This is a genomic window from Enterobacter sp. CC120223-11 (genome assembly GCF_900215375.1).
In the GTDB taxonomy this organism is placed as follows: Bacteria; Pseudomonadota; Gammaproteobacteria; order Enterobacterales; family Enterobacteriaceae; genus Scandinavium.
Genome location: NZ_OBEF01000005.1, coordinates 147,736 through 166,772, shown reverse-complemented (window position 1 = coordinate 166,772; position 19,037 = coordinate 147,736). Strand labels below are relative to the sequence as shown.

The 19,037-nt window shown below is 54.9% G+C and carries 17 protein-coding genes; 11 read left to right on the top strand and 6 right to left on the bottom strand.

Annotation, left to right across the window (positions count from 1 at the left end; genetic code table 11):
* Positions 1 to 2: 2 nt before the first annotated feature.
* The 4 genes from trmH (at position 3) to fpr (ending at position 4,674) form a co-directional block, all read left to right on the top strand.
* A complete protein-coding gene (trmH, locus tag CRO87_RS08000) occupies positions 3 to 692 on the top strand; it encodes a tRNA (guanosine(18)-2'-O)-methyltransferase TrmH (protein ID WP_097162406.1) in 690 nt (229 codons plus the stop codon).
* A gap of 3 nt (positions 693 to 695) precedes the next feature.
* Positions 696 to 2,777, top strand: coding sequence for an ATP-dependent DNA helicase RecG (recG, locus tag CRO87_RS07995; protein ID WP_097162405.1), 2,082 nt, complete (start codon positions 696 to 698; stop codon positions 2,775 to 2,777).
* A 43-nt stretch (positions 2,778 to 2,820) separates the two neighbouring features.
* Positions 2,821 to 3,831, top strand: coding sequence for a class II fructose-bisphosphatase (gene glpX / locus CRO87_RS07990; RefSeq protein ID WP_097162404.1), 1,011 nt, complete (start codon positions 2,821 to 2,823; stop codon positions 3,829 to 3,831).
* Positions 3,832 to 3,927: 96 nt separating this feature from the next.
* Positions 3,928 to 4,674 carry a ferredoxin--NADP(+) reductase gene (gene fpr, locus CRO87_RS07985; RefSeq protein ID WP_097162403.1) on the top strand — a complete coding sequence of 249 codons (747 nt, stop codon included), beginning with the start codon at positions 3,928 to 3,930 and terminating at the stop codon, positions 4,672 to 4,674.
* Here the strand turns inward: fpr and CRO87_RS07980 are convergent, their stop codons facing one another.
* Positions 4,675 to 5,094, bottom strand: coding sequence for a DUF805 domain-containing protein (locus tag CRO87_RS07980; protein ID WP_097162402.1), 420 nt, complete (start codon positions 5,092 to 5,094; stop codon positions 4,675 to 4,677).
* 115 nt (positions 5,095 to 5,209) lie between these two features.
* Between CRO87_RS07980 and CRO87_RS07975 the strand changes: the two genes are divergently transcribed.
* Positions 5,210 to 5,809, top strand: coding sequence for a DUF1454 family protein (locus CRO87_RS07975; protein ID WP_097162511.1), 600 nt, complete (start codon positions 5,210 to 5,212; stop codon positions 5,807 to 5,809).
* A gap of 110 nt (positions 5,810 to 5,919) precedes the next feature.
* The gene (gene tpiA / locus CRO87_RS07970; protein WP_097162401.1) at positions 5,920 to 6,687 is read left to right on the top strand and encodes a triose-phosphate isomerase; all 768 of its coding nucleotides are present in this window, start codon (positions 5,920 to 5,922) and stop codon (positions 6,685 to 6,687) included.
* Between the two features lie 48 nt (positions 6,688 to 6,735).
* On the opposite strand, the gene CRO87_RS07965 is transcribed toward tpiA, so the two are convergent.
* The 3 genes from CRO87_RS07965 to CRO87_RS07955 all read right to left on the bottom strand — a co-directional run bounded on the left by CRO87_RS07965 (position 6,736) and on the right by CRO87_RS07955 (position 9,950).
* Positions 6,736 to 8,040 carry an SLC13 family permease gene (locus CRO87_RS07965; protein WP_097162400.1) on the bottom strand — a complete coding sequence of 435 codons (1,305 nt, stop codon included), beginning with the start codon at positions 8,038 to 8,040 and terminating at the stop codon, positions 6,736 to 6,738.
* A gap of 73 nt (positions 8,041 to 8,113) precedes the next feature.
* Complete coding sequence (locus CRO87_RS07960; RefSeq protein ID WP_097162399.1) at positions 8,114 to 8,869, bottom strand: CDP-diacylglycerol diphosphatase; 756 nt, start codon at positions 8,867 to 8,869, stop codon at positions 8,114 to 8,116.
* A gap of 91 nt (positions 8,870 to 8,960) precedes the next feature.
* Positions 8,961 to 9,950, bottom strand: a complete 990-nt coding sequence (locus CRO87_RS07955; protein WP_097162398.1) for a sulfate ABC transporter substrate-binding protein — start codon at positions 9,948 to 9,950, stop codon at positions 8,961 to 8,963.
* A 735-nt stretch (positions 9,951 to 10,685) separates the two neighbouring features.
* Here CRO87_RS07955 and CRO87_RS07950 point away from each other — a divergent pair.
* Genes CRO87_RS07950 through CRO87_RS07940 form a run of 3 tightly spaced genes read left to right on the top strand, consistent with a single transcriptional unit; the run spans position 10,686 to position 14,427 of the window.
* Positions 10,686 to 11,819: a polysaccharide export protein gene (locus CRO87_RS07950; protein ID WP_097162397.1), complete on the top strand. Its 1,134-nt coding sequence runs from the start codon at positions 10,686 to 10,688 to the stop codon at positions 11,817 to 11,819.
* 5 nt (positions 11,820 to 11,824) lie between these two features.
* The gene (locus CRO87_RS07945; RefSeq protein ID WP_097162396.1) at positions 11,825 to 12,265 is read left to right on the top strand and encodes a protein tyrosine phosphatase; all 441 of its coding nucleotides are present in this window, start codon (positions 11,825 to 11,827) and stop codon (positions 12,263 to 12,265) included.
* 11 nt (positions 12,266 to 12,276) lie between these two features.
* Positions 12,277 to 14,427, top strand: a complete 2,151-nt coding sequence (locus CRO87_RS07940; protein WP_097162395.1) for a polysaccharide biosynthesis tyrosine autokinase — start codon at positions 12,277 to 12,279, stop codon at positions 14,425 to 14,427.
* A 48-nt stretch (positions 14,428 to 14,475) separates the two neighbouring features.
* Here CRO87_RS07940 and zapB read toward each other — a convergent pair whose 3' ends face one another.
* Complete coding sequence (zapB, locus tag CRO87_RS07935; protein ID WP_097162394.1) at positions 14,476 to 14,721, bottom strand: septal ring assembly protein ZapB; 246 nt, start codon at positions 14,719 to 14,721, stop codon at positions 14,476 to 14,478.
* Between the two features lie 421 nt (positions 14,722 to 15,142).
* Here zapB and CRO87_RS07930 point away from each other — a divergent pair, with 421 nt between their 5' ends.
* Both CRO87_RS07930 and glpK read left to right on the top strand, forming a co-directional pair.
* Positions 15,143 to 15,991, top strand: coding sequence for an MIP/aquaporin family protein (locus tag CRO87_RS07930; protein WP_097162393.1), 849 nt, complete (start codon positions 15,143 to 15,145; stop codon positions 15,989 to 15,991).
* 22 nt (positions 15,992 to 16,013) lie between these two features.
* Positions 16,014 to 17,519, top strand: coding sequence for a glycerol kinase GlpK (glpK, locus tag CRO87_RS07925; RefSeq protein WP_097162392.1), 1,506 nt, complete (start codon positions 16,014 to 16,016; stop codon positions 17,517 to 17,519).
* A 63-nt stretch (positions 17,520 to 17,582) separates the two neighbouring features.
* Here the strand turns inward: glpK and gltS are convergent, their stop codons facing one another.
* Positions 17,583 to 18,785, bottom strand: coding sequence for a sodium/glutamate symporter (gene gltS, locus CRO87_RS07920; protein WP_097162391.1), 1,203 nt, complete (start codon positions 18,783 to 18,785; stop codon positions 17,583 to 17,585).
* Positions 18,786 to 19,037: the final 252 nt, after the last annotated feature.

The window sequence follows — 19,037 nt, the reverse complement described above, 5'->3', positions numbered from 1 at the left end:
CCATGAATTCACAGCGTTACGCGCGTATCTGTGAGATGCTCGCCAGGCGTCAGCCTGACCTGACGGTCTGCATGGAAGAGGTCCACAAGCCTCACAACGTCTCGGCAATTGTCCGCACGGCTGATGCCGTAGGCGTCCATGAAGTCCACGCCGTCTGGCCAAAAACCCGCATGCGCACCATGGCTGGGGCGGCTGCGGGCAGCAACAGCTGGGTCCAGGTCAAAACTCACCCGACCATTGGCGAGGCGGTTGCGAACCTCAAAAGCCGCGGCATGCAAATTCTCGCTACGCATCTCTCTGATAAAGCAGTCGATTTTCGCGAAATTGATTACACGCGCCCGACCTGCATTCTGATGGGCCAGGAAAAAACCGGCATTACCCAGGAAGCGCTGGACCTGGCAGACCAGGACATCATCATTCCAATGACAGGCATGGTGCAGTCACTGAATGTCTCCGTTGCCTCGGCGCTTATCCTTTACGAAGCCCAGCGCCAGCGGCAGAACGCCGGGATGTACCAGCGTAAAGAGAGCACGCTGCCTGCCGATGAACAGCAGCGCCTGCTGTTTGAGGGGGGCTATCCTGTGCTGGCGCACGTTGCACGGCGTAAACAATTACCTTATCCACATGTCAATGAACGTGGTGAAATCGAAGCCGATGACGCCTGGTGGGCCACCATGCAGGCGGCGAAGTAAGCCATGAAAGGCCGTCTGCTGGATGCCGTACCGCTGAGCGCGCTCACGGGCGTTGGCGCGGCGCAGACCAGCAAACTGGCTAAAATTGGCCTGCATAACGTGCAGGATTTGCTGCTACACCTGCCGCTGCGTTATGAAGATCGCACCCATCTCTACCCTATCAACGACCTTCTGCCGGGCATCTATGCCACCGTGGAAGGGGAAGTCCTGAACAGCAATATCACCTTCGGTGGTCGCCGGATGATGACGTGCCAGATTAGCGATGGCACAGGCATCCTCACCATGCGCTTCTTTAACTTCAACGCGGCGATGAAAAACAGCCTCGCGACGGGCCGTCGTGTGCTGGCCTATGGTGAAGCTAAACGCGGAAAGTATGGCGCGGAGATGATCCACCCGGAATACAGGATTCAGGGCGATATGAGCGAGCCGGAGCTGCAGGAAACGCTGACGCCCGTCTACCCGACAACCGAAGGCGTGCGTCAGGCAACCCTACGCAAGCTGACCGATCAGGCGCTCGATTTGCTCGACACCTGCGCCATCGCCGAACTGCTGCCACCTGAACTGGCACAGGGGTTGATGAGCCTGCCAGAAGCCCTGCGTACCTTGCACCGCCCACCGCCAACGCTGCAACTCGCCGATTTGGACAGTGGTCAGCATCCGGCTCAGCGTCGCCTGATCATGGAAGAACTCCTGGCCCACAACCTCAGCATGCTTGCTCTGCGCGCGGGTGCTCAGCGCTATCATGCCGAGCCGCTTGCCGCGAAAGATGAACTGAAAAATGGCCTGCTGGCAGCGCTGCCGTTCAAACCGACGGGCGCGCAGGCCCGCGTGGTGGCTGAAATCGAAAAAGACATGGCGCAGGACGTCCCGATGATGCGCCTGGTTCAGGGCGACGTGGGTTCCGGGAAAACGCTGGTTGCAGCCCTTGCCGCATTGCGCGCCATTGCGCACGGTAAGCAGGTCGGGCTGATGGCTCCGACGGAGCTGCTGGCCGAACAGCACGCCAATAACTTCCGCAGCTGGTTTGCACCGCTTGGCATTGAAGTGGGCTGGCTTGCCGGGAAGCAGAAAGGAAAAGCGCGCCAGGCCCAGCAGGAAGCCATTGCCAGCGGTCAGGTGCAGATGGTGGTCGGTACGCATGCCATTTTCCAGGAACAGGTACAGTTTAACGGCCTGGCGCTGGTCATCATCGACGAACAGCACCGCTTTGGCGTCCATCAGCGCCTGGCGCTGTGGGAAAAAGGCCAGCAGCAGGGCTTCCACCCGCACCAGCTGATCATGACCGCTACGCCAATCCCCCGAACGCTGGCAATGACCGCGTATGCCGATCTCGACACCTCCGTTATTGATGAGCTGCCGCCGGGAAGAACGCCGGTGACGACAGTTGCTATTGGCGATACGCGGCGCCACGAAATTATCGATCGCGTACGTAACGCCTGCACGCATGAAGGCCGCCAGGCATACTGGGTATGTACGCTGATTGAAGAGTCGGAATTACTGGAAGCGCAGGCGGCAGAAGCCACCTGGGAAGAGCTGAAAATCGCCTTGCCGGAGCTGAATATCGGCCTCGTTCACGGTCGAATGAAGCCCGCTGAAAAGCAGGCGGTCATGCAGGCGTTTAAGCAGGGTGAACTGCATTTGCTTATCGCAACGACGGTGATTGAAGTGGGCGTGGACGTACCAAACGCCAGCCTGATGATCATCGAAAACCCGGAGCGCCTGGGTCTGGCACAGCTGCATCAGCTGCGCGGGCGCGTCGGGCGCGGGGCCGTTGCCTCGCACTGTGTACTACTCTATAAAGCGCCGCTGTCGAAAACGGCACAGAAGCGCCTGCAGGTGCTTCGCGACAGCAACGACGGCTTTGTGATTGCGCAAAAGGATCTGGAAATCCGTGGCCCCGGTGAACTTCTGGGCACCCGCCAGACGGGCGCGGCGGAATTTAAGGTTGCGGATTTGCTGCGCGATCAGGCGATGATCCCGGACGTTCAGCGCATCGCGCGCCATATTCACGACAAATACCCGCAGCAGGCACAGGCGCTTATCGAGCGCTGGATGCCGGAAACCGAACGTTATTCCAACGCGTAGCCCTGCGGCTGCGTGCAATTTTAGCCTCCACAATGAGTACGTTATGAGACGAGAACTTGCCATCGAATTTTCGCGCGTGACCGAGGCCGCAGCACTTGCGGGTTACAAATGGCTGGGCCGCGGTGACAAAAACACCGCCGACGGTGCCGCCGTCAACGCCATGCGCATCATGCTCAACAAGGTCAATATCGACGGCACCATCGTCATTGGCGAAGGCGAAATTGATGAGGCGCCGATGCTGTTTATCGGCGAGCAGGTTGGTACCGGCAACGGTGATGCGGTGGATATTGCCGTGGACCCGATTGAGGGCACCCGTATGACGGCCATGGGGCAGGCGAATGCACTGGCAGTGCTGGCGGTGGGTGACAAAGGTTGCTTCCTGAACGCGCCGGATATGTATATGGAAAAACTGATTGTCGGCCCGGGCGCGAAAGGCGCTATCGACCTCAGCCTGCCACTGGAAGAGAATCTGCGTAACGTGGCAAAGGTGCTGAACAAGCCGCTGGCTGAGCTCACCGTCACCATTCTCGCTAAGCCGCGCCACGACCAGGTCATTGCGGACATGCAAAAGCTTGGCGTGCGCGTGTTCGCCATCCCTGACGGCGACGTAGCGGCCTCTATTCTGACCTGTATGCCAGACAGCGAAGTGGACGTGCTTTACGGCATCGGCGGCGCACCGGAAGGCGTGGTTTCTGCTGCTGTGATCCGCGCGCTGGATGGCGATATGCAGGGCCGCCTGCTGGCTCGTCATGATGTGAAAGGCGACACGCCGGAAAACCGCCGCATTGGCGAAAGCGAGCTGGAACGCTGCGCGGCGATGGGTATCGAAGCCGGTAAAGTGCTGCGTCTGGAAGAGATGGCCAAAAGCGATAACGTGATTTTCTCCGCCACCGGAATCACCAAGGGTGACCTGCTGGACGGCATCACCCGCAAGGGCAATATCGCCACCACCGAAACGCTGATGATCCGCGGCAAGTCACGCACCATTCGCCGTATTCAGTCAATTCATTATCTGGATCGTAAAGACCAGGAAATTCAGCGACACATCCTGTAATTTATTTGTCCACAAGAGCTTTCCGGCCTGCTAAGGGCTGGAAATCTTTCTCTCTCCTGGCGAAGATAGTCATATCAACGCAGCGAGGAGAAGACCATGGCGGATTGGGTTACAGGTAAAGTTACCAAAATCGAGTACTGGACGGATGCCCTGTTCAGCCTCACCGTGCATGCCCCCGTTCATCCTTTTACGGCCGGTCAGTTTACCAAGCTTGGGCTGGAAATTGACGGCGAACGCGTTCAGCGCGCCTATTCTTACGTCAACGCACCCAATAATCCCGATCTTGAGTTCTACCTGGTGACTGTTCCCGAAGGCAAGCTGAGTCCACGCCTGGCAGCTCTGCAGCCTGGTGATGAGGTGCAGCTCGTCAGCGAAGCCGCCGGATTCTTTGTGCTGGATGAAGTGCCGGACTGCGACACGCTGTGGATGCTGGCGACCGGTACCGCACTTGGCCCCTATCTGTCGATTTTGCAGGAAGGCAAAGATCTGGCGCGTTTTAAAAACCTGGTGCTGGTTCACGCCGTGCGCTATACCGCCGATTTGAGCTATCTGCCGCTGATGCTTGAGCTACAGAGGCGTTATGAAGGCAAGCTGCGGGTACAGACCGTCGTCAGCCGCGAAAGCGTGCCGGGCTCATTGACGGGGCGCGTGCCAGCGCTAATTGAAAGCGGTGCGCTCGAGGAGGCCGTTGGCCTGACGATGACCACCGAAAACAGCCACGTGATGCTCTGCGGAAACCCGCAGATGGTGCGCGACACCCAGCAGTTACTGAAAGACTCCCGGCAAATGACCAAACATTTGCGCCGCCGGCCGGGTCACATGACTGCCGAGCACTACTGGTGATCAGCGATATTTGACGTCCAGCGTCTCTTTTCCGTACTTATTTTCGCCCTGGGTGCCAACGAAGGCGCCCAGGTCAATCAGCATCATCACCATGATTAGGGTCGGAATAAATCGCCCCACGCCCCACTGCCAGACACCCGCAAGCATTGACCAGTTTCCGGCCAGCAGCATCCAGGCCAGAATCATCAGCAGTGCCCAGATCCCCGATTTACCGCGGTCATGCAGGCGTTTGACGGTCACAGCCGCCGTGGGCCAGAGCAGGCATACCAACGCAAAGGCGGCGGTTTGCATACCCAGCCAGCCGCTTCCGGCGAGGGTGAACAGCACAATCATGGCCAGCACCCAGATGCCGATCCAAATCCAGAAGTCCCGGCGCCCGATACGCCCGTTAATCGAGAACAGCCATTGCTGCAGGTTCATGGAAAATTCCTTATTGTCTTCATGGCGCGTAGTTTACCCTGAAGTCGTCTCTTTTTGACAAGGGGGGCGATTTACCGTTTTAATCGTCTACAGGTAATGAACTTAGGTGATGGACATGGAAAAATGGTTGACGGTGTGTTTTCTTGGGCTGACCACGCTTGCGATCAGCCCAATTGCGCTGTCGGCTGAAACATCAGAGGCCACCACTGCGCCTTATTTACTGGCCGGTTCACCCACGTTTGATCTTTCCATCAGCCAGTTCCGTGAGAAGTTTAACGCCGATAACCCGACGCTGCCGCTCAACGAATTCCGCTCCATCACGACCAACCGCGACCAGCTGACGCTGACGCGGGCCGCCAGCAAAATCAATGAAAACCTGTACGCTTCCACCGCGCTTGAGCGGGGCACGTTGAAAATCAAATCAATGCAGATCACCTGGCTGCCTTTTCAGGGGCCGGAGCAGAAGGCGGCTAAAGCGAAGGCGCTGGAGTACATGAGTGCAGTGCTGCGCGTGTTCACCCCGGCTATCACCAAAACGCAAAGCCTGCAAAAAATACAGAAGCTGCTGGCGGCAGGCAAAAGTAAAAGCTACTACACAAGCCACGAGGGCGCACTGCGCTATGTGGTGGCAGATAACGGCGAAAAAGGGCTGACCTTCGCTGTTGAACCGATTAAGCTGGCGCTATCTGAGACGCTGGAAAACAACAATAAATGACAAAAAGCAAAGCCTTTCCAGCGCTGAATCTCTATACTGTTTCACAGACCATGCTGCCCTAAAGGGCGGCCATCTTCCTTTATTCGCTTTTCAAAGCGTGGAGAATTCAAATGCGACATCCTTTAGTGATGGGTAACTGGAAACTGAACGGCAGCCGCCACATGGTAAACGAGCTGGTTGCTAACCTGCGTAAAGAGCTGGCTGGCGTGACCGGTTGTGCGGTGTCCATCGCGCCACCAGACATGTACCTGGATCTGGCAAAACACGCCGCTGACGGTAGCCATATTGTCCTGGGTGCGCAGAACGTTGACGTTAACCTGTCCGGCGCATTTACCGGTGAAACCTCTGCAGAGATGCTGAAGGATATCGGCGCGAAGTACATCATCATTGGTCACTCTGAGCGTCGTACCTACCACAAAGAGTCTGACGAGTTCATCGCTAAAAAATTCGCCGTGCTGAAAGAGCAGGGTCTGACTCCGGTACTGTGCATCGGTGAAACCGAAGCTGAAAACGAAGCGGGCAAAACGGAAGAAGTTTGCGCACGTCAGATCGACGCAGTCCTGAAAACTCAGGGCGCAGCAGCCTTCCAGGGCGCGGTAATCGCATACGAGCCAGTATGGGCTATCGGTACCGGCAAATCTGCAACTCCTGCACAGGCACAGGCGGTTCACAAATTCATCCGTGATCACATTGCTAAAGCAGACGCGAAAGTGGCTGAGCAGGTCATCATTCAGTACGGCGGTTCCGTTAATGCGGCAAACGCGGCTGAACTGTTCACCCAGCCGGACATCGACGGCGCGCTGGTTGGTGGTGCATCCCTGAAAGCAGACGCTTTCGCGGTGATCGTTAAAGCTGCAGAAGCCGCTAAACAGGCTTAATTTCTGCTCTTAACGTTGAAGGCCCGGTTCATCGTGACCGGGCTTTTTTTATAGCTTTCCGAGCAGCTGATACCACGCATAGTCCAGCGGTAACAGCAGCAGATAGCTCGCCAGAGCCAGCGCCAGACAAAGTAGCATTCCGGCTCTTGCCGGTACTTTCCCTAACGCCATCGCCACCACAATCGGCGAAGCCTGATACGGCAACAGCGGCGTCGAATAACCCAGCACCTGAATCATAATGACGCTGAGCAGCGGAAACCCTGTCGCATCGGCAAAACTTTGCGCAAAAGTGGTGTAGAGCGCCGGTACGCCGTTAGCGGTCATGATGAAATTCAGCGCGGTGGTGATCCCTGTCAGCGCCAGGAAGCTGGTAAACGGGCGTTCAGGGTCAAGCGGCATCACCCGCAATAGTGCCTGTCCCACCGCATCGCCAATACCGGTTTGCGTCACGGTAATCGCCAGCCCTAAGATCCCTGCCACGTAAATACAGGTGCGAATATTTACCCCGCTGGCAAACTCATCGCCAGTCATAAAACCCACCCTCGGCAGTAACGTCACACAGGCTGCCGCCAAACCTGTCCACGCAGGGCCAATGCCGTGCCAGCTCTCCGTCACCCAAAGCGTTAACACGATCGCCAGTAGCCACGACAGGCGCTTCTCAGCGGCACTCATTGGTGCAGACTGCGCCAGGTCGCGCGGTGGCTGCGGCTTGCCGGGAAAGAGCCAGCAAATCAGCACCACCAGCAGTGCGCCTTTTAACCAGCCAAGCACCGGCGTGTGCAGGAGCAAATAAGGGAGATAATTCAGATGGATGCCATATGAGCCCTCTGCCGCGCCGCTCATCACCAGGTTCGGCACGTTGGCAGGCAGAATAGTGGCGGAAAGCTGAAAGGTCCCGAACCCGACCGCCAGCGCCAGACCATACCAGGCGCGCGTTCCTTCGACGATACCCGCCCGGGATGCCATCGCTGCGACAATCGGCATTAGCAACGCGATACGCCCCATATTCGAGGGCATCACAAACGCCAGCGCGTAGCTCAGCAACACAACGCTTGCGACCATGCGAAACCACGAATACGTTAGCCTCGCTGAGAGCGCTCGCGCCGCGCGGTCAGCAAGGCCCGTTTTGCGAATGGCAATACCGAGCACGAATCCGCTGAAGACAAGCCAGAAAGCAGAGGACGCAAAGCCTCCAAAAATAACCTCGGGAGGCGCAATTTTGGCGGTCATCGCCACGGTAAAAAACAGCAGCGCGGTAATGAACTCGGGCAGCAGAGACGTGGCCCAGAGGAGGATCGTGACCCCGACAACCACAGAGGGAAGAAAAAGAGGATGGGCAAACCAGAGCGACATACCTGTCTCCTGTCGTTTTTTTCAGCAAGTCTACGACGACAGAAGAGACAGGTAAACGCCAGGAAAGAGGAGGTTATTGCAGGATCTCGCAGCGATGATCCTGAATTTCTTCAGCAGAAGCCCGATTTAATGACAGCAGATCGCGCTCTGTCGCCAACAAGACGAAGGTGCCGTCGCTCTGTTGGGCCATCGCCAGTGCGAAGCGGCCCATATGATTGCGTGCTTCCGGTACTTCTTCAGCCAGCATCAGGAACGGACTTTTTTGTGCAAGCTCGCTTTCGGTAACACGCCTGGCCAGGTAGCGATGATTGCGCAGGTCATCCGGCAACGGCAGCCAGCGGCTACTGATCGACGGCATGCTGGCATTGAGTTGCTCACGCACGTCCGGCCGCAGGCAGGAGATGTGGATGTGGAAATGATTCTGCGTACGCCCTGTGCGCGAGTTAATGGTCAGCGACACGGCAGAATCAGGCACCGGAGAGCCGTGACGTGCGCTCATCACCTGTCGATTTTGCCAGGCCTGCCAGAAGAAATTGGGCGTGTGTGGGTTGAGAAGAAGCGGGCTTTCAGTGCCATTGATGCGGTAAGTTGGCATCAGCAGGTATTGCAGCGGCCCATTGCGGTCCTTGAACAGGACATAGCCTCCCCGCAGATTGACTGATTCACAGGGCGCAGGTGACTGATGCTGCAGCTGATTCGGTACACACTGGTCGATAACAAAATGGCGTAGCGCATTCGGGTTACCGGAGTTCAGTACGTACCAGCCTCCTGCGCCCAGTCCTGCCACCACGATAACAGCTGCCAGAATCCAGTATCTTATGCGTTTCATCTCTCGTTCCCTGCGAAAACCTGAAGCGAAAGGGTAGCGCAAAATGATGACCAAATAAAAACGGCCCCGCAGGGCCGCTCTTGTACTGGCATTAACGCTGACTTATCTGGTCGAAGGTGCCACCGTTAGAGAAGTGATCCTTCTGTGCTTTCGTCCAGCCGCCAAACTCCTGGTCGATGGTGAAGAGCTTCAGTTTCGGGAATGCGCTTTCGTATTTCTTCGCAACGTCAGCATCGCGTGGGCGGTAGTAGTTTTTCGCCACGATATCCTGGCCCTGCGGCGAATAGAGATACTTCAGATAGGCTTCCGCGACGGCACGAGTGCCTTTCTTATCAACGACTTTGTCGACCACGGAAACGGTCGGCTCAGCCAGAATCGATTCGCTTGGTGTTACGATCTCAAACTTGTCTTTACCCAGTTCATTCGTAGCCAGCAGCGCTTCGTTTTCCCAGGCAATCAGCACGTCGCCGATACCGCGTTCAACGAAGGTGTTGGTCGAGCCACGCGCGCCGGAGTCCAGCACTTCGACGTTCTTATACAGGGCCTTCACGAAGTCCTGCGCTTTTGCCTGATCGTTGTTGTTGTGGTGCAGGGCGTAGCCCCAGGCCGCCAGATAGTTCCAACGTGCACCGCCAGAGCTTTTCGGGTTTGGTGTGATCACCGACACGCCCGGTTTGACCAGGTCGTTCCAGTCATGAATTTGTTTCGGGTTGCCCTTACGCACCAGGAATACGATGGTTGAAGTGTACGGTGCGGAGTTATCCGGCAAGCGCTTGATCCACTCTTTATTGATGCGGCCGCGCTCGGCTATGGCATCAACATCGTATGCCAGCGCCAGGGTAACGACATCAGCCTCGATACCATTGATGACCGAGGTAGCCTGCTTGCCGGAACCGCCATGCGACTGGCGAACAACCACATTGTCGCCGGTTTGCTGTTTCCAGTAAGCGCTGAACGCTTTGTTGTAGTTATCATAAAGCTCACGTGTAGGATCGTACGACACGTTAAGTAACTGAATATCCTTCGCCAGAACACCGGCGGACGCCAGCAGAAGCGTTAACCCCAGGCCAAACTTGTTCATCGACGGCTCTCTTATAGGTGATGAAGTGATGAGCGTAGCCTGCCAGAAACTGAATCAATGATTAAAGAATAAAAAAAAATTGGATATAACTATATGCAATAACACCCCTGAAAGCTTTCGAGAGAAAAGATGAGTGACCTACTGCTCCCCTTCAGCAAACTTTATACCTGCTCACAGAAAATGAGATTTCTCTTGCCTGAACGGTGCGATGATTCATGAAAATTCACATCACTGCGGCGCCATAGTGAGTGAAAAACCTTTTTTTTAATATAAAAGAGAATGAAAGACCGGCTAATTTCATTACTCAGCTTACTTGATAGAGCTACACCTCATTTAATTCGCTGCTTATTCCTTAGGGAAATTCAAGCGGCAAAGTAAAGTTTCAGAAATTTTAGTGAAAATTAAGATTAAATCATGGCGTAATGTGCACGCCTGCCCTCTATAGAGTCTCAATTCATATCGGAAAATTCACATGACTTTGTATAAATTCAGAATTAATTATGAAGTCATTTAATTGCGATGGTAAATAACACGGCAAGCGTAACAGCTAATTGCCAATAACCGATTTGCAGGTTATTCTAGCCGCGAAAATGGCATTAAACACTTAGCTAGTAATACACAGTATCAATAGTTGTCTAAGATGCCCGAGTCCTGAAAAGCAAAATCTTTTTTTACTTCAATTCCGGTAGAAACAGCACTCATGTAAGCACACTCTCTATGTAACGACAGAATATGATGAAGAAAGATAGAATTAAACAACTCGCAGCAGTATTAATTTCGCTATTGCTAACGGGCTGCACGCTGATTCCTGGCCAGCATCTTAGTACTTCTAAGAAAACATTCAAAGAGACGCCAGAAGATCGTTACGATATTAATAAACTGGTCAGCATTTCTCCTTTGTCACCTCAACTCGTAGAGCAGTTACGCCCGGCTCCCGTTATCTCGCGTCAAAACCCAGGGCTTCAAACACTTATCCAACGCTATGAATACCGCATCGGCGTCGGCGATGTGCTCATGGTAACCGTCTGGGACCATCCGGAGCTGACCACGCCTGCCGGGCAATATCGCAGCGGAAGTGATACCGGGAGCTGGGTAAAATCGGATGGCACAATTTTCTATCCCTACATTGGCAAAATAGGCGTCGCGGGAAAATCACTGGATGAAATTCGTCATCAAATAAGCCGCGGCCTGGATAAGGTCATTGAAAGCCCGCAGGTGGACGTAAGCGTAGCCTCGTTTCGTTCACAAAAAGCGTATATCACCGGTGAAGTATCAAAGTCAGGTCAGCAGGCAATCACGAATGTTCCGCTTACGGTTATGGATGCCATTAATGCCGCAGGAGGGTTAACGGCTGACGCCGACTGGCGCAACGTCGTGCTTACCCACAACGGCACCGACACCCGAATTTCGCTTTACGCACTGCTGCAAAAAGGCGACTTAACGCAAAACCATCTGCTTTATCCCGGAGATATTCTTTTCGTGCCACGCAATGACGATCTCAAAGTCTTTGTTATGGGAGAGGTGGGTAAACAAAGCACGCTGAAAATGGACCGTAGCGGCATGACCCTCGCCGAAGCGCTGGGGAATGCCGAAGGTATTAGCCAGAGCATGGCAGATGCTTCCGGAATATTCGTTATTCGGCAAAAGAGCAAAAAAGAGGACGGTAAAATTGCCAACATTTACCAGCTCAATGCGCAGGATGCCTCCGCCATGGTGCTGAGCACGGAATTCCAGCTTCAGCCCTACGACATTGTCTATGTCACCACCGCGCCGCTTGTAAGGTGGAATCGCGTGGTTTCTCAGCTGGTCCCCACCATCTCTGGCGTTCACGATCTGACCGAGACCGCCCGCTATATCCACACCTGGTAACGCTGATGCCGAGTAAAATTCTGGTGGTTTGTACAGGCAATATTTGCCGCTCTCCAATCGGAGAGCGTTTTCTCCGCGCTCTTTTACCGCATAAGAACGTTGATTCTGCCGGAACGGCGGCACTGATCAATCACGGTGCTGATGAAGACGCTCAACGCATAGCAAAAAAATTCGGCGTCTCCCTCGACGGGCACAAGGGGCGCCAGTTTACACCGGAGCTCAGCGTCAGATATGACCTGATTCTGGTGATGGAAAAAGCGCACTTCAGCCAAATCACCCGTATTGCGCCAGAGGCGAGAAGCAAAAGCCTGCTGCTTGGCCACTGGTTCAACCAAATGGAAATCCCCGATCCCTGGCATAAAAGCGATGAGGCTTTCGAGCATATTTTTCGGCTCATCGACAGGTCATGTCAGGCATGGGCCGGCAAAATCACCGGTAAAATTTAGGAAATCACTCGATGTCTTCTGCATCAACCACACCTCTTCGGCCTCAGGAGAGCGTCCGGGAAATTAACCTGATCGCCCTCTTTGCTGAACTTGTCGATCACTATAAGTGTATTGCTTTTGTCACGGCCGTGTTCACGCTGGTTGCTCTGCTTTTTGCCCTATCCGCAACCCCTCTCTATCAGGCCAATGCGCTCATTCAGATCGAGCAAAAGCAGGGGAATGCACTGTTGAGCAATCTGAGCCAGATGCTACCGAATAGCCAGCCTCAGTCGGCTCCCGAAATTACCCTGTTACAGTCGCGAATGCTGCTTGGCAAAACAGTCGATGCACTCAATCTTCAGACGCAAATCAGGCCCAGGCACATGCCAGTCGTCGGCAAAATTATGTCAAAAATCACTGCTGCGCAGCCGATGGAGATAAACATTGCGGAGCTGCGGCTGCCAATGCCCGGCACAGGGATCGCAACCGCAACCCTGAAGGTCATTTCAAAGCATCAGTACCTGCTTTCAGGTGAGGGGTTCGAGCTTGAAGGCCAAACCGGTAAGCCACTGCAAAAAGAGGGGGTTTCCCTGCTGGTAACGGCCATCAATGCCGAACCTGGAGACCGTTTCACGCTCACCCGGCTCACCCGTCTGAAAGCCATTACGGATATGCAGAAAACCTTTACCGTCCAGGAGCGAGGCAGAGATACGGGCATGCTCGACCTGACGATGGTCGGTGAAGATCCTCAGCTTATTACAACGATTCTCAACAGCATCAGTGAAAACTATCTCGAACAGAACATAGCCCGACAGGCCGCACAGGACGCGAAAAGTCTTGAGTTCCTTGACCGACAATTGCCGAAAATACGCAGCGATCTTGATAGCGCTGAAGACAAGCTCAACGAGTACCGCAAAAAGAAGGATTCCGTTGATTTAAATATGGAAGCCAGGTCCGTGCTCGAACAGATAGTCAATGCCGACAATCAACTCAATGAGCTGACCTTCCGGGAAGCCGAAGTCTCGCAGTTGTACAAAAAGGATCACCCAACCTATCGTGCCCTATTGGAAAAGCGGGAAACGCTGCAAAACGAAAAAGCAAAGCTGAACAAGCGTATCAGCGCCATGCCTGCCACTCAGCAGGAAGTGCTGCGCCTGAGCCGTGATGTCGACTCTGGCCGCGCTGTCTATTTACAGCTCCTGAATCGTCAACAGGAGCTGAACGTTGCCAAATCCAGCGCCATTGGCAACGTCAGGATCATTGATGACGCCATCACGTTGCCCAACCCAGTCAAACCCAAAAAGGCGCTTATCGTTCTGCTCGGTATGATGATGGGGGGCGCAATTTCAGTGGCGGGCATTCTGCTAAAAGCAGCGCTTCATCAGGGGCTGGAGTCTCCTGAACAACTCGAAGAGCGGGGGATCAGCGTTTACGCCTGCGTGCCTTACTCAGAATGGCTGGGTAAACAAAATGTCAGAAGCAAAAAAAGCACAACCGATATTCTGCTCGCCACGCAAAACCCGGCAGACATTGCGATAGAGACTATCAGAGGTTTGCGCACCAGCCTGCACTTCACCATGATGGAAGCAAGCAACAACCTGCTGATGGTTTCCGGTGTAAGTCCGGGCTCCGGGAAAACCTTTATCAGCAGTAACCTGGCCACCGTCGTGGCGCAGACGCAGAAAAGGGTCCTGCTGATTGACGCCGATATGCGAAAAGGCTATCTGCATCATCTCTTCGGCGTGGAGGAAATCCCCGGGCTTTCGGACATTCTCAATGGCAAAGTCACCTTCGCGCAGGCCGTTGTCACTCTTCCGGAAGCTGACATCGACTGCATTACCCGCGGCAAAATACCTCCCAATCCGGCGGAACTACTGATGAGTCCACGCTTTAAAAGTTTGCTCGATGAGGTGTCGCCTTTGTACGATTTGGTCATCATCGACACGCCGCCGGTCATGGCAGTCACAGATGCAACCGTAGTGGGTCGCTACGCCGGCACTGTATTAATGGTCGCTCGCTATGAAGAGAACACAGCCAAAGAGGCTATTGCCAGCATTCGTCAGTTTGAACAGGGTGGAGTAGCGGTCGAAGGGTGGATCCTGAACGGTATCCGAAAGAAAACCAGCGGCTATTACGTGTACGGTTACAGCCCCCATCCGTACGCTTATCACGATAAAAAATGACCGGGCCACAAAACAAAACACCCTTCCGGAGAAGGGTGTTTGAGGAAATCAGACTTCTTCCATGCGGCCCAGCAGCGCCTGTAAACGCTCCTGCCAGCCGTGCTGCTGCTCTTTCAGCTGGTTGTTTTCGCGCTCCAGATCTTCGCGGCTGTGCGCGGCGTTCTGCACTTCCTGAGAGAGGGTGTTGTTCTTCTCTTTCAGCTCTTCGATTTCCATCTGCAGCAGGGTGATGGTATCAATCGCCTGCTGTACTTTAGATTCCAGTTTCTCAAACACTTCTAATGACATCGTCATACCTCTCCTGAATTTGCAAGGCGTTGAACTCGTCCCGGAACCCCGGCGACGCCTTAACGAAAATAAGCGCACTGCTATGAACCCGATTGTATGGAGCCCCGTCCTCCCTGTCCAGCGCCGGGGCGCGCCAATCGCGGTTTGCAACACTTTTCAGCGTAGACCTGGAGCGATCGGTGCAAATCCCCCTAAATTGTTAATCCATTCGTTACATAAATGATTCCGTCGGCAGATTGACAACGGTCAGAATGCGCACTTTTTCGCGCGAAAACGCTCATTTTATTGACGCGGCACACAGAATTTAATTTCGATATTTCTCGTTTTTGTTCGTTAACGATAAATTAACACTATGCCTACAAGGCAGCATGGTTGTCTTCGACCGCCATGTTCACAATAATCATTCATCAGTCTTCAGGATCCGATCATGAGTCAAACATCAACCTTAAAAGGCCAGTGCATTGCCGAGTTCCTTGGTACCGGGTTGTTGATCTTCTTCGGTGTTGGATGCGTGGCCGCGCTGAAAGTTGCAGGCGCGACCTTCGGGCAGTGGGAAATCAGTATTATCTGGGGTCTGGGCGTGGCGATGGCCATCTACCTGACCGCGGGGGTTTCCGGCGCACACCTCAACCCGGCGGTAACCATTGCCCTCTGGCTGTTTGCCTGCTTCGATAGGCGTAAAGTGGTCCCCTTCATCTTTTCGCAATTTGCCGGCGCGTTTTGCGCAGCGGCGTTGGTTTACGGGCTTTATTACAATCTTTTCATCGACTTCGAACAGACGCACAATATGGTGCGTGGCAGCGTTGAAAGCCTGGATTTGGCAGGTATTTTCTCTACGTACCCGAATCCGCATATCAATTTTGTGCAGGCCTTCGCGGTAGAAATGGTCATTACCGCTATCCTGATGGGCGTCATTCTGGCGCTGACGGACGACGGCAATGGCGTGCCGCGTGGCCCAATGGCGCCGCTGCTGATCGGCCTGCTGATTGCCGTCATTGGCGCATCCATGGGGCCACTGACTGGCTTTGCGATGAACCCGGCCCGTGACCTTGGCCCGAAAACCTTCGCCTGGCTTGCTGGCTGGGGCGAAGTGGCCTTCACCGGCGGCAAAGATATTCCTTATTTCCTGGTGCCGCTGTTTGCACCGATTGTTGGCGCATCGCTCGGGGCCTTCGGCTATCGCAAGCTGATTGGCCGCCATTTACCGTGCGATGTCTGCGAGGCGGAAGAGAAAGACGCTATCGCCAACACCACACAACACAAAGCTTCGCTGTAATCTGACTACGGGACTTAGCACTATGACTGACAAAAAATATATCGTTGCGCTCGACCAGGGCACAACCAGCTCCCGCGCCGTTGTCATGGATCACGACGCCAATATCGTCAGCGTTTCACAGCGCGAATTCGAACAAATTTATCCGAAGCCAGGCTGGGTTGAGCACGACCCGATGGAGATCTGGGCTTCGCAAAGCTCCACGCTGATTGAAGTGCTGGCAAAAGCCGACATCAGCTCCGACGAAGTGGCCGCCATCGGCATCACCAACCAGCGTGAAACTGCCATCGTCTGGGATAAAGAAACCGGCAAGCCCATTTACAACGCCATCGTCTGGCAGTGCCGCCGTACCGCCGACATCTGCGAACAGCTCAAGCGCGACGGCATGGAAGAGTACGTCCGCAAAGCGACAGGCCTGGTGATTGACCCGTACTTCTCCGGCACCAAAGTGAAGTGGATCCTCGACCATGTGGAAGGCGCTCGCGAGCGTGCCAAACGCGGCGAGCTGCTGTTCGGCACCGTCGACACCTGGCTTATCTGGCGTATGACCCAGGGTCGCGTGCACGTGACGGATTACACCAACGCCTCGCGCACCATGCTGTTCAACATCCACGATCTCGACTGGGATGACAAAATGCTCGATGCGCTGGACATCCCGCGCGCCATGCTGCCGGAGGTGCGTAAATCCTCCGAAGTCTACGGTCAGACCAACATCGGCGGGAAAGGCGGCACGCGTATTCCTATCGCCGGGATCGCCGGTGACCAGCAGGCGGCACTGTTCGGCCAGCTCTGCGTCAAAGAAGGGATGGCGAAAAACACCTACGGCACCGGCTGCTTTATGCTGATGAATACCGGTGAGAAAGCGGTGAAGTCAGAGAATGGTCTGCTGACCACCATCGCCTGTGGCCCGAGCGGTGAAGTGAACTATGCGCTGGAAGGCGCGGTGTTTATGGCAGGCGCGTCCATTCAGTGGCTGCGCGACGAAATGAAGCTGATTAACGACGCTTTCGATTCCGAATATTTTGCCACCAAAGTGAACGACACCAACGGCGTGTATGTGGTGCCAGCCTTTACCGGCCTCGGCGCGCCGTACTGGGACCCGTACGCACGCGGCGCTATTTTCGGCCTGACGCGCGGCGTGAACTCTAACCACATCATCCGCGCTACGCTGGAATCCATTGCCTATCAGACGCGCGACGTACTGGAAGCGATGCAGGCGGACTCCGGCATTCGTCTGCACGCCCTGCGTGTTGATGGCGGTGCGGTTGCCAACAACTTCCTGATGCAGTTCCAGTCAGACATTCTCGGCACGCGCGTTGAGCGTCCGGAAGTGCGCGAAGTGACAGCGCTGGGCGCGGCGTATCTCGCCGGGCTGGCGGTTGGCTTCTGGCAGAACCTGGATGAGCTGAAGGAGAAAGCGGTGATCGAGCGTGAGTTCCGTCCGGGGATTGAAACCACCGAGCGCAACTACCGTTACAGCGGCTGGAAAAAAGCGGTGAAACGCGCAATGGCGTGGGAAGATCACGAATAACCACGCAGTCACAAAAAAGCCGGGCAATGCCCGGCTTTGTTCATTATGGATTATGGCGACTCGTCAGCCAAACATCGGCAGCATCAGGTAGAGCTTAATCACCAGCGCGTTGACGATATCAATAAAGAACGCACCGACCATCGGCACCACCAGGAACGCCATGTGGGAAGGGCCGAAACGCTCGGTAATCGCCTGCATATTGGCAATCGCCGTTGGCGTCGCCCCGAGGCCAAAGCCGCAGTGCCCTGCCGCCAGAACCGCCGCATCGTAGTTTTTGCCCATCATGCGATAAGTTACAAAGACCGCGTAAAGCGCCATCGCCACCGTCTGCACCGCCAGGATGGCGATCATCGGTAGCGCCAGTGACGCCAGCTCCCACAGTTTCAGGCTCATCAGCGCCATGGCCAGGAACAGCGACAGTGAAACGTTGCCCAGAACGGATACCGCACGTTCAAAGACGCGATAAAAGCCCACCAGCGCCAGGCCGTTGCTCAGGATCACCCCGACGAACAGTACGCAAACGAACGTTGGTAGTTCGAAGGCGGTATCCACCAGCATTTGCGCAACGATTTTTCCGACGGTCAGACAGATAGCGATCAGCGCGATGGTTTCAATCAGCACCAGTGAGGTGATCATGCGGCCCACGTCAGGTTTCTCGAACGCGGTTGGCACTTCCTGATCGTCAGGCTGGCCGTTCGGCGTTGATGAGTGCTTCACCAGGTAGCGCGCCACCGGGCCGCCAATCAGGCCGCCGAGGACCAGGCCAAAGGTGGCGCAGGCCATCGCCACTTCGGTTGCGTTTTCAAAGCCGTAGCGCTCTACGAACAGTTTGCTCCATGCCGCCCCGGTGCCGTGGCCGCCGGAAAGCGTGATGGAACCTGCCAGCAGGCCCATCAGCGGATCGAGCCCCAGTATTTTCGCCATGCCGATACCGATGGCGTTCTGCATCAGCAGCAGGCCGACCACCACAATCAGGAACGTCCCCAGCACTTTACCGCCCGAACGGAGGCTGGCGAGATTGGCATTCAGGCCAATGGTCGCGAAGAAGGCCAGCATCAGCGGATCCTTCAGACTCATATCGAATTCGATTTCCCAGCCCATGCTTTTTTTCAGCACAAGCAGCGCCAGCGCTGCCAGCAGGCCGCCTGCGACCGGTTCGGGGATGGTATATTTTTTGAAGAGGGGAACGGTATGGACCAGTTTGCGCCCTAACAGCAACACCAGCGTTGCCGCAACAAGCGTCGATAAGGTATCGAGATGAAACATAAAAGCTCCTTGTTAGCGCTCAATCCACTATCACGCGACGTGATTTCCTCAGGTGAACATTCTCATCGTTTTTTATCAGGAGCCGGATTTTACGCAAAAGGTAGTCAGAAATGACAGCGGAAAATCCCCAAAGCGGCGAATTTTGCGACAAAACGTGCAAAAACAGAATAAAAAACTGCAATCTTATTCATCCTTATTCTATTGAAAGCAACCGTTTGCTTTTGCCTGGCAGTCCGTTAAAATCCCCCCTTT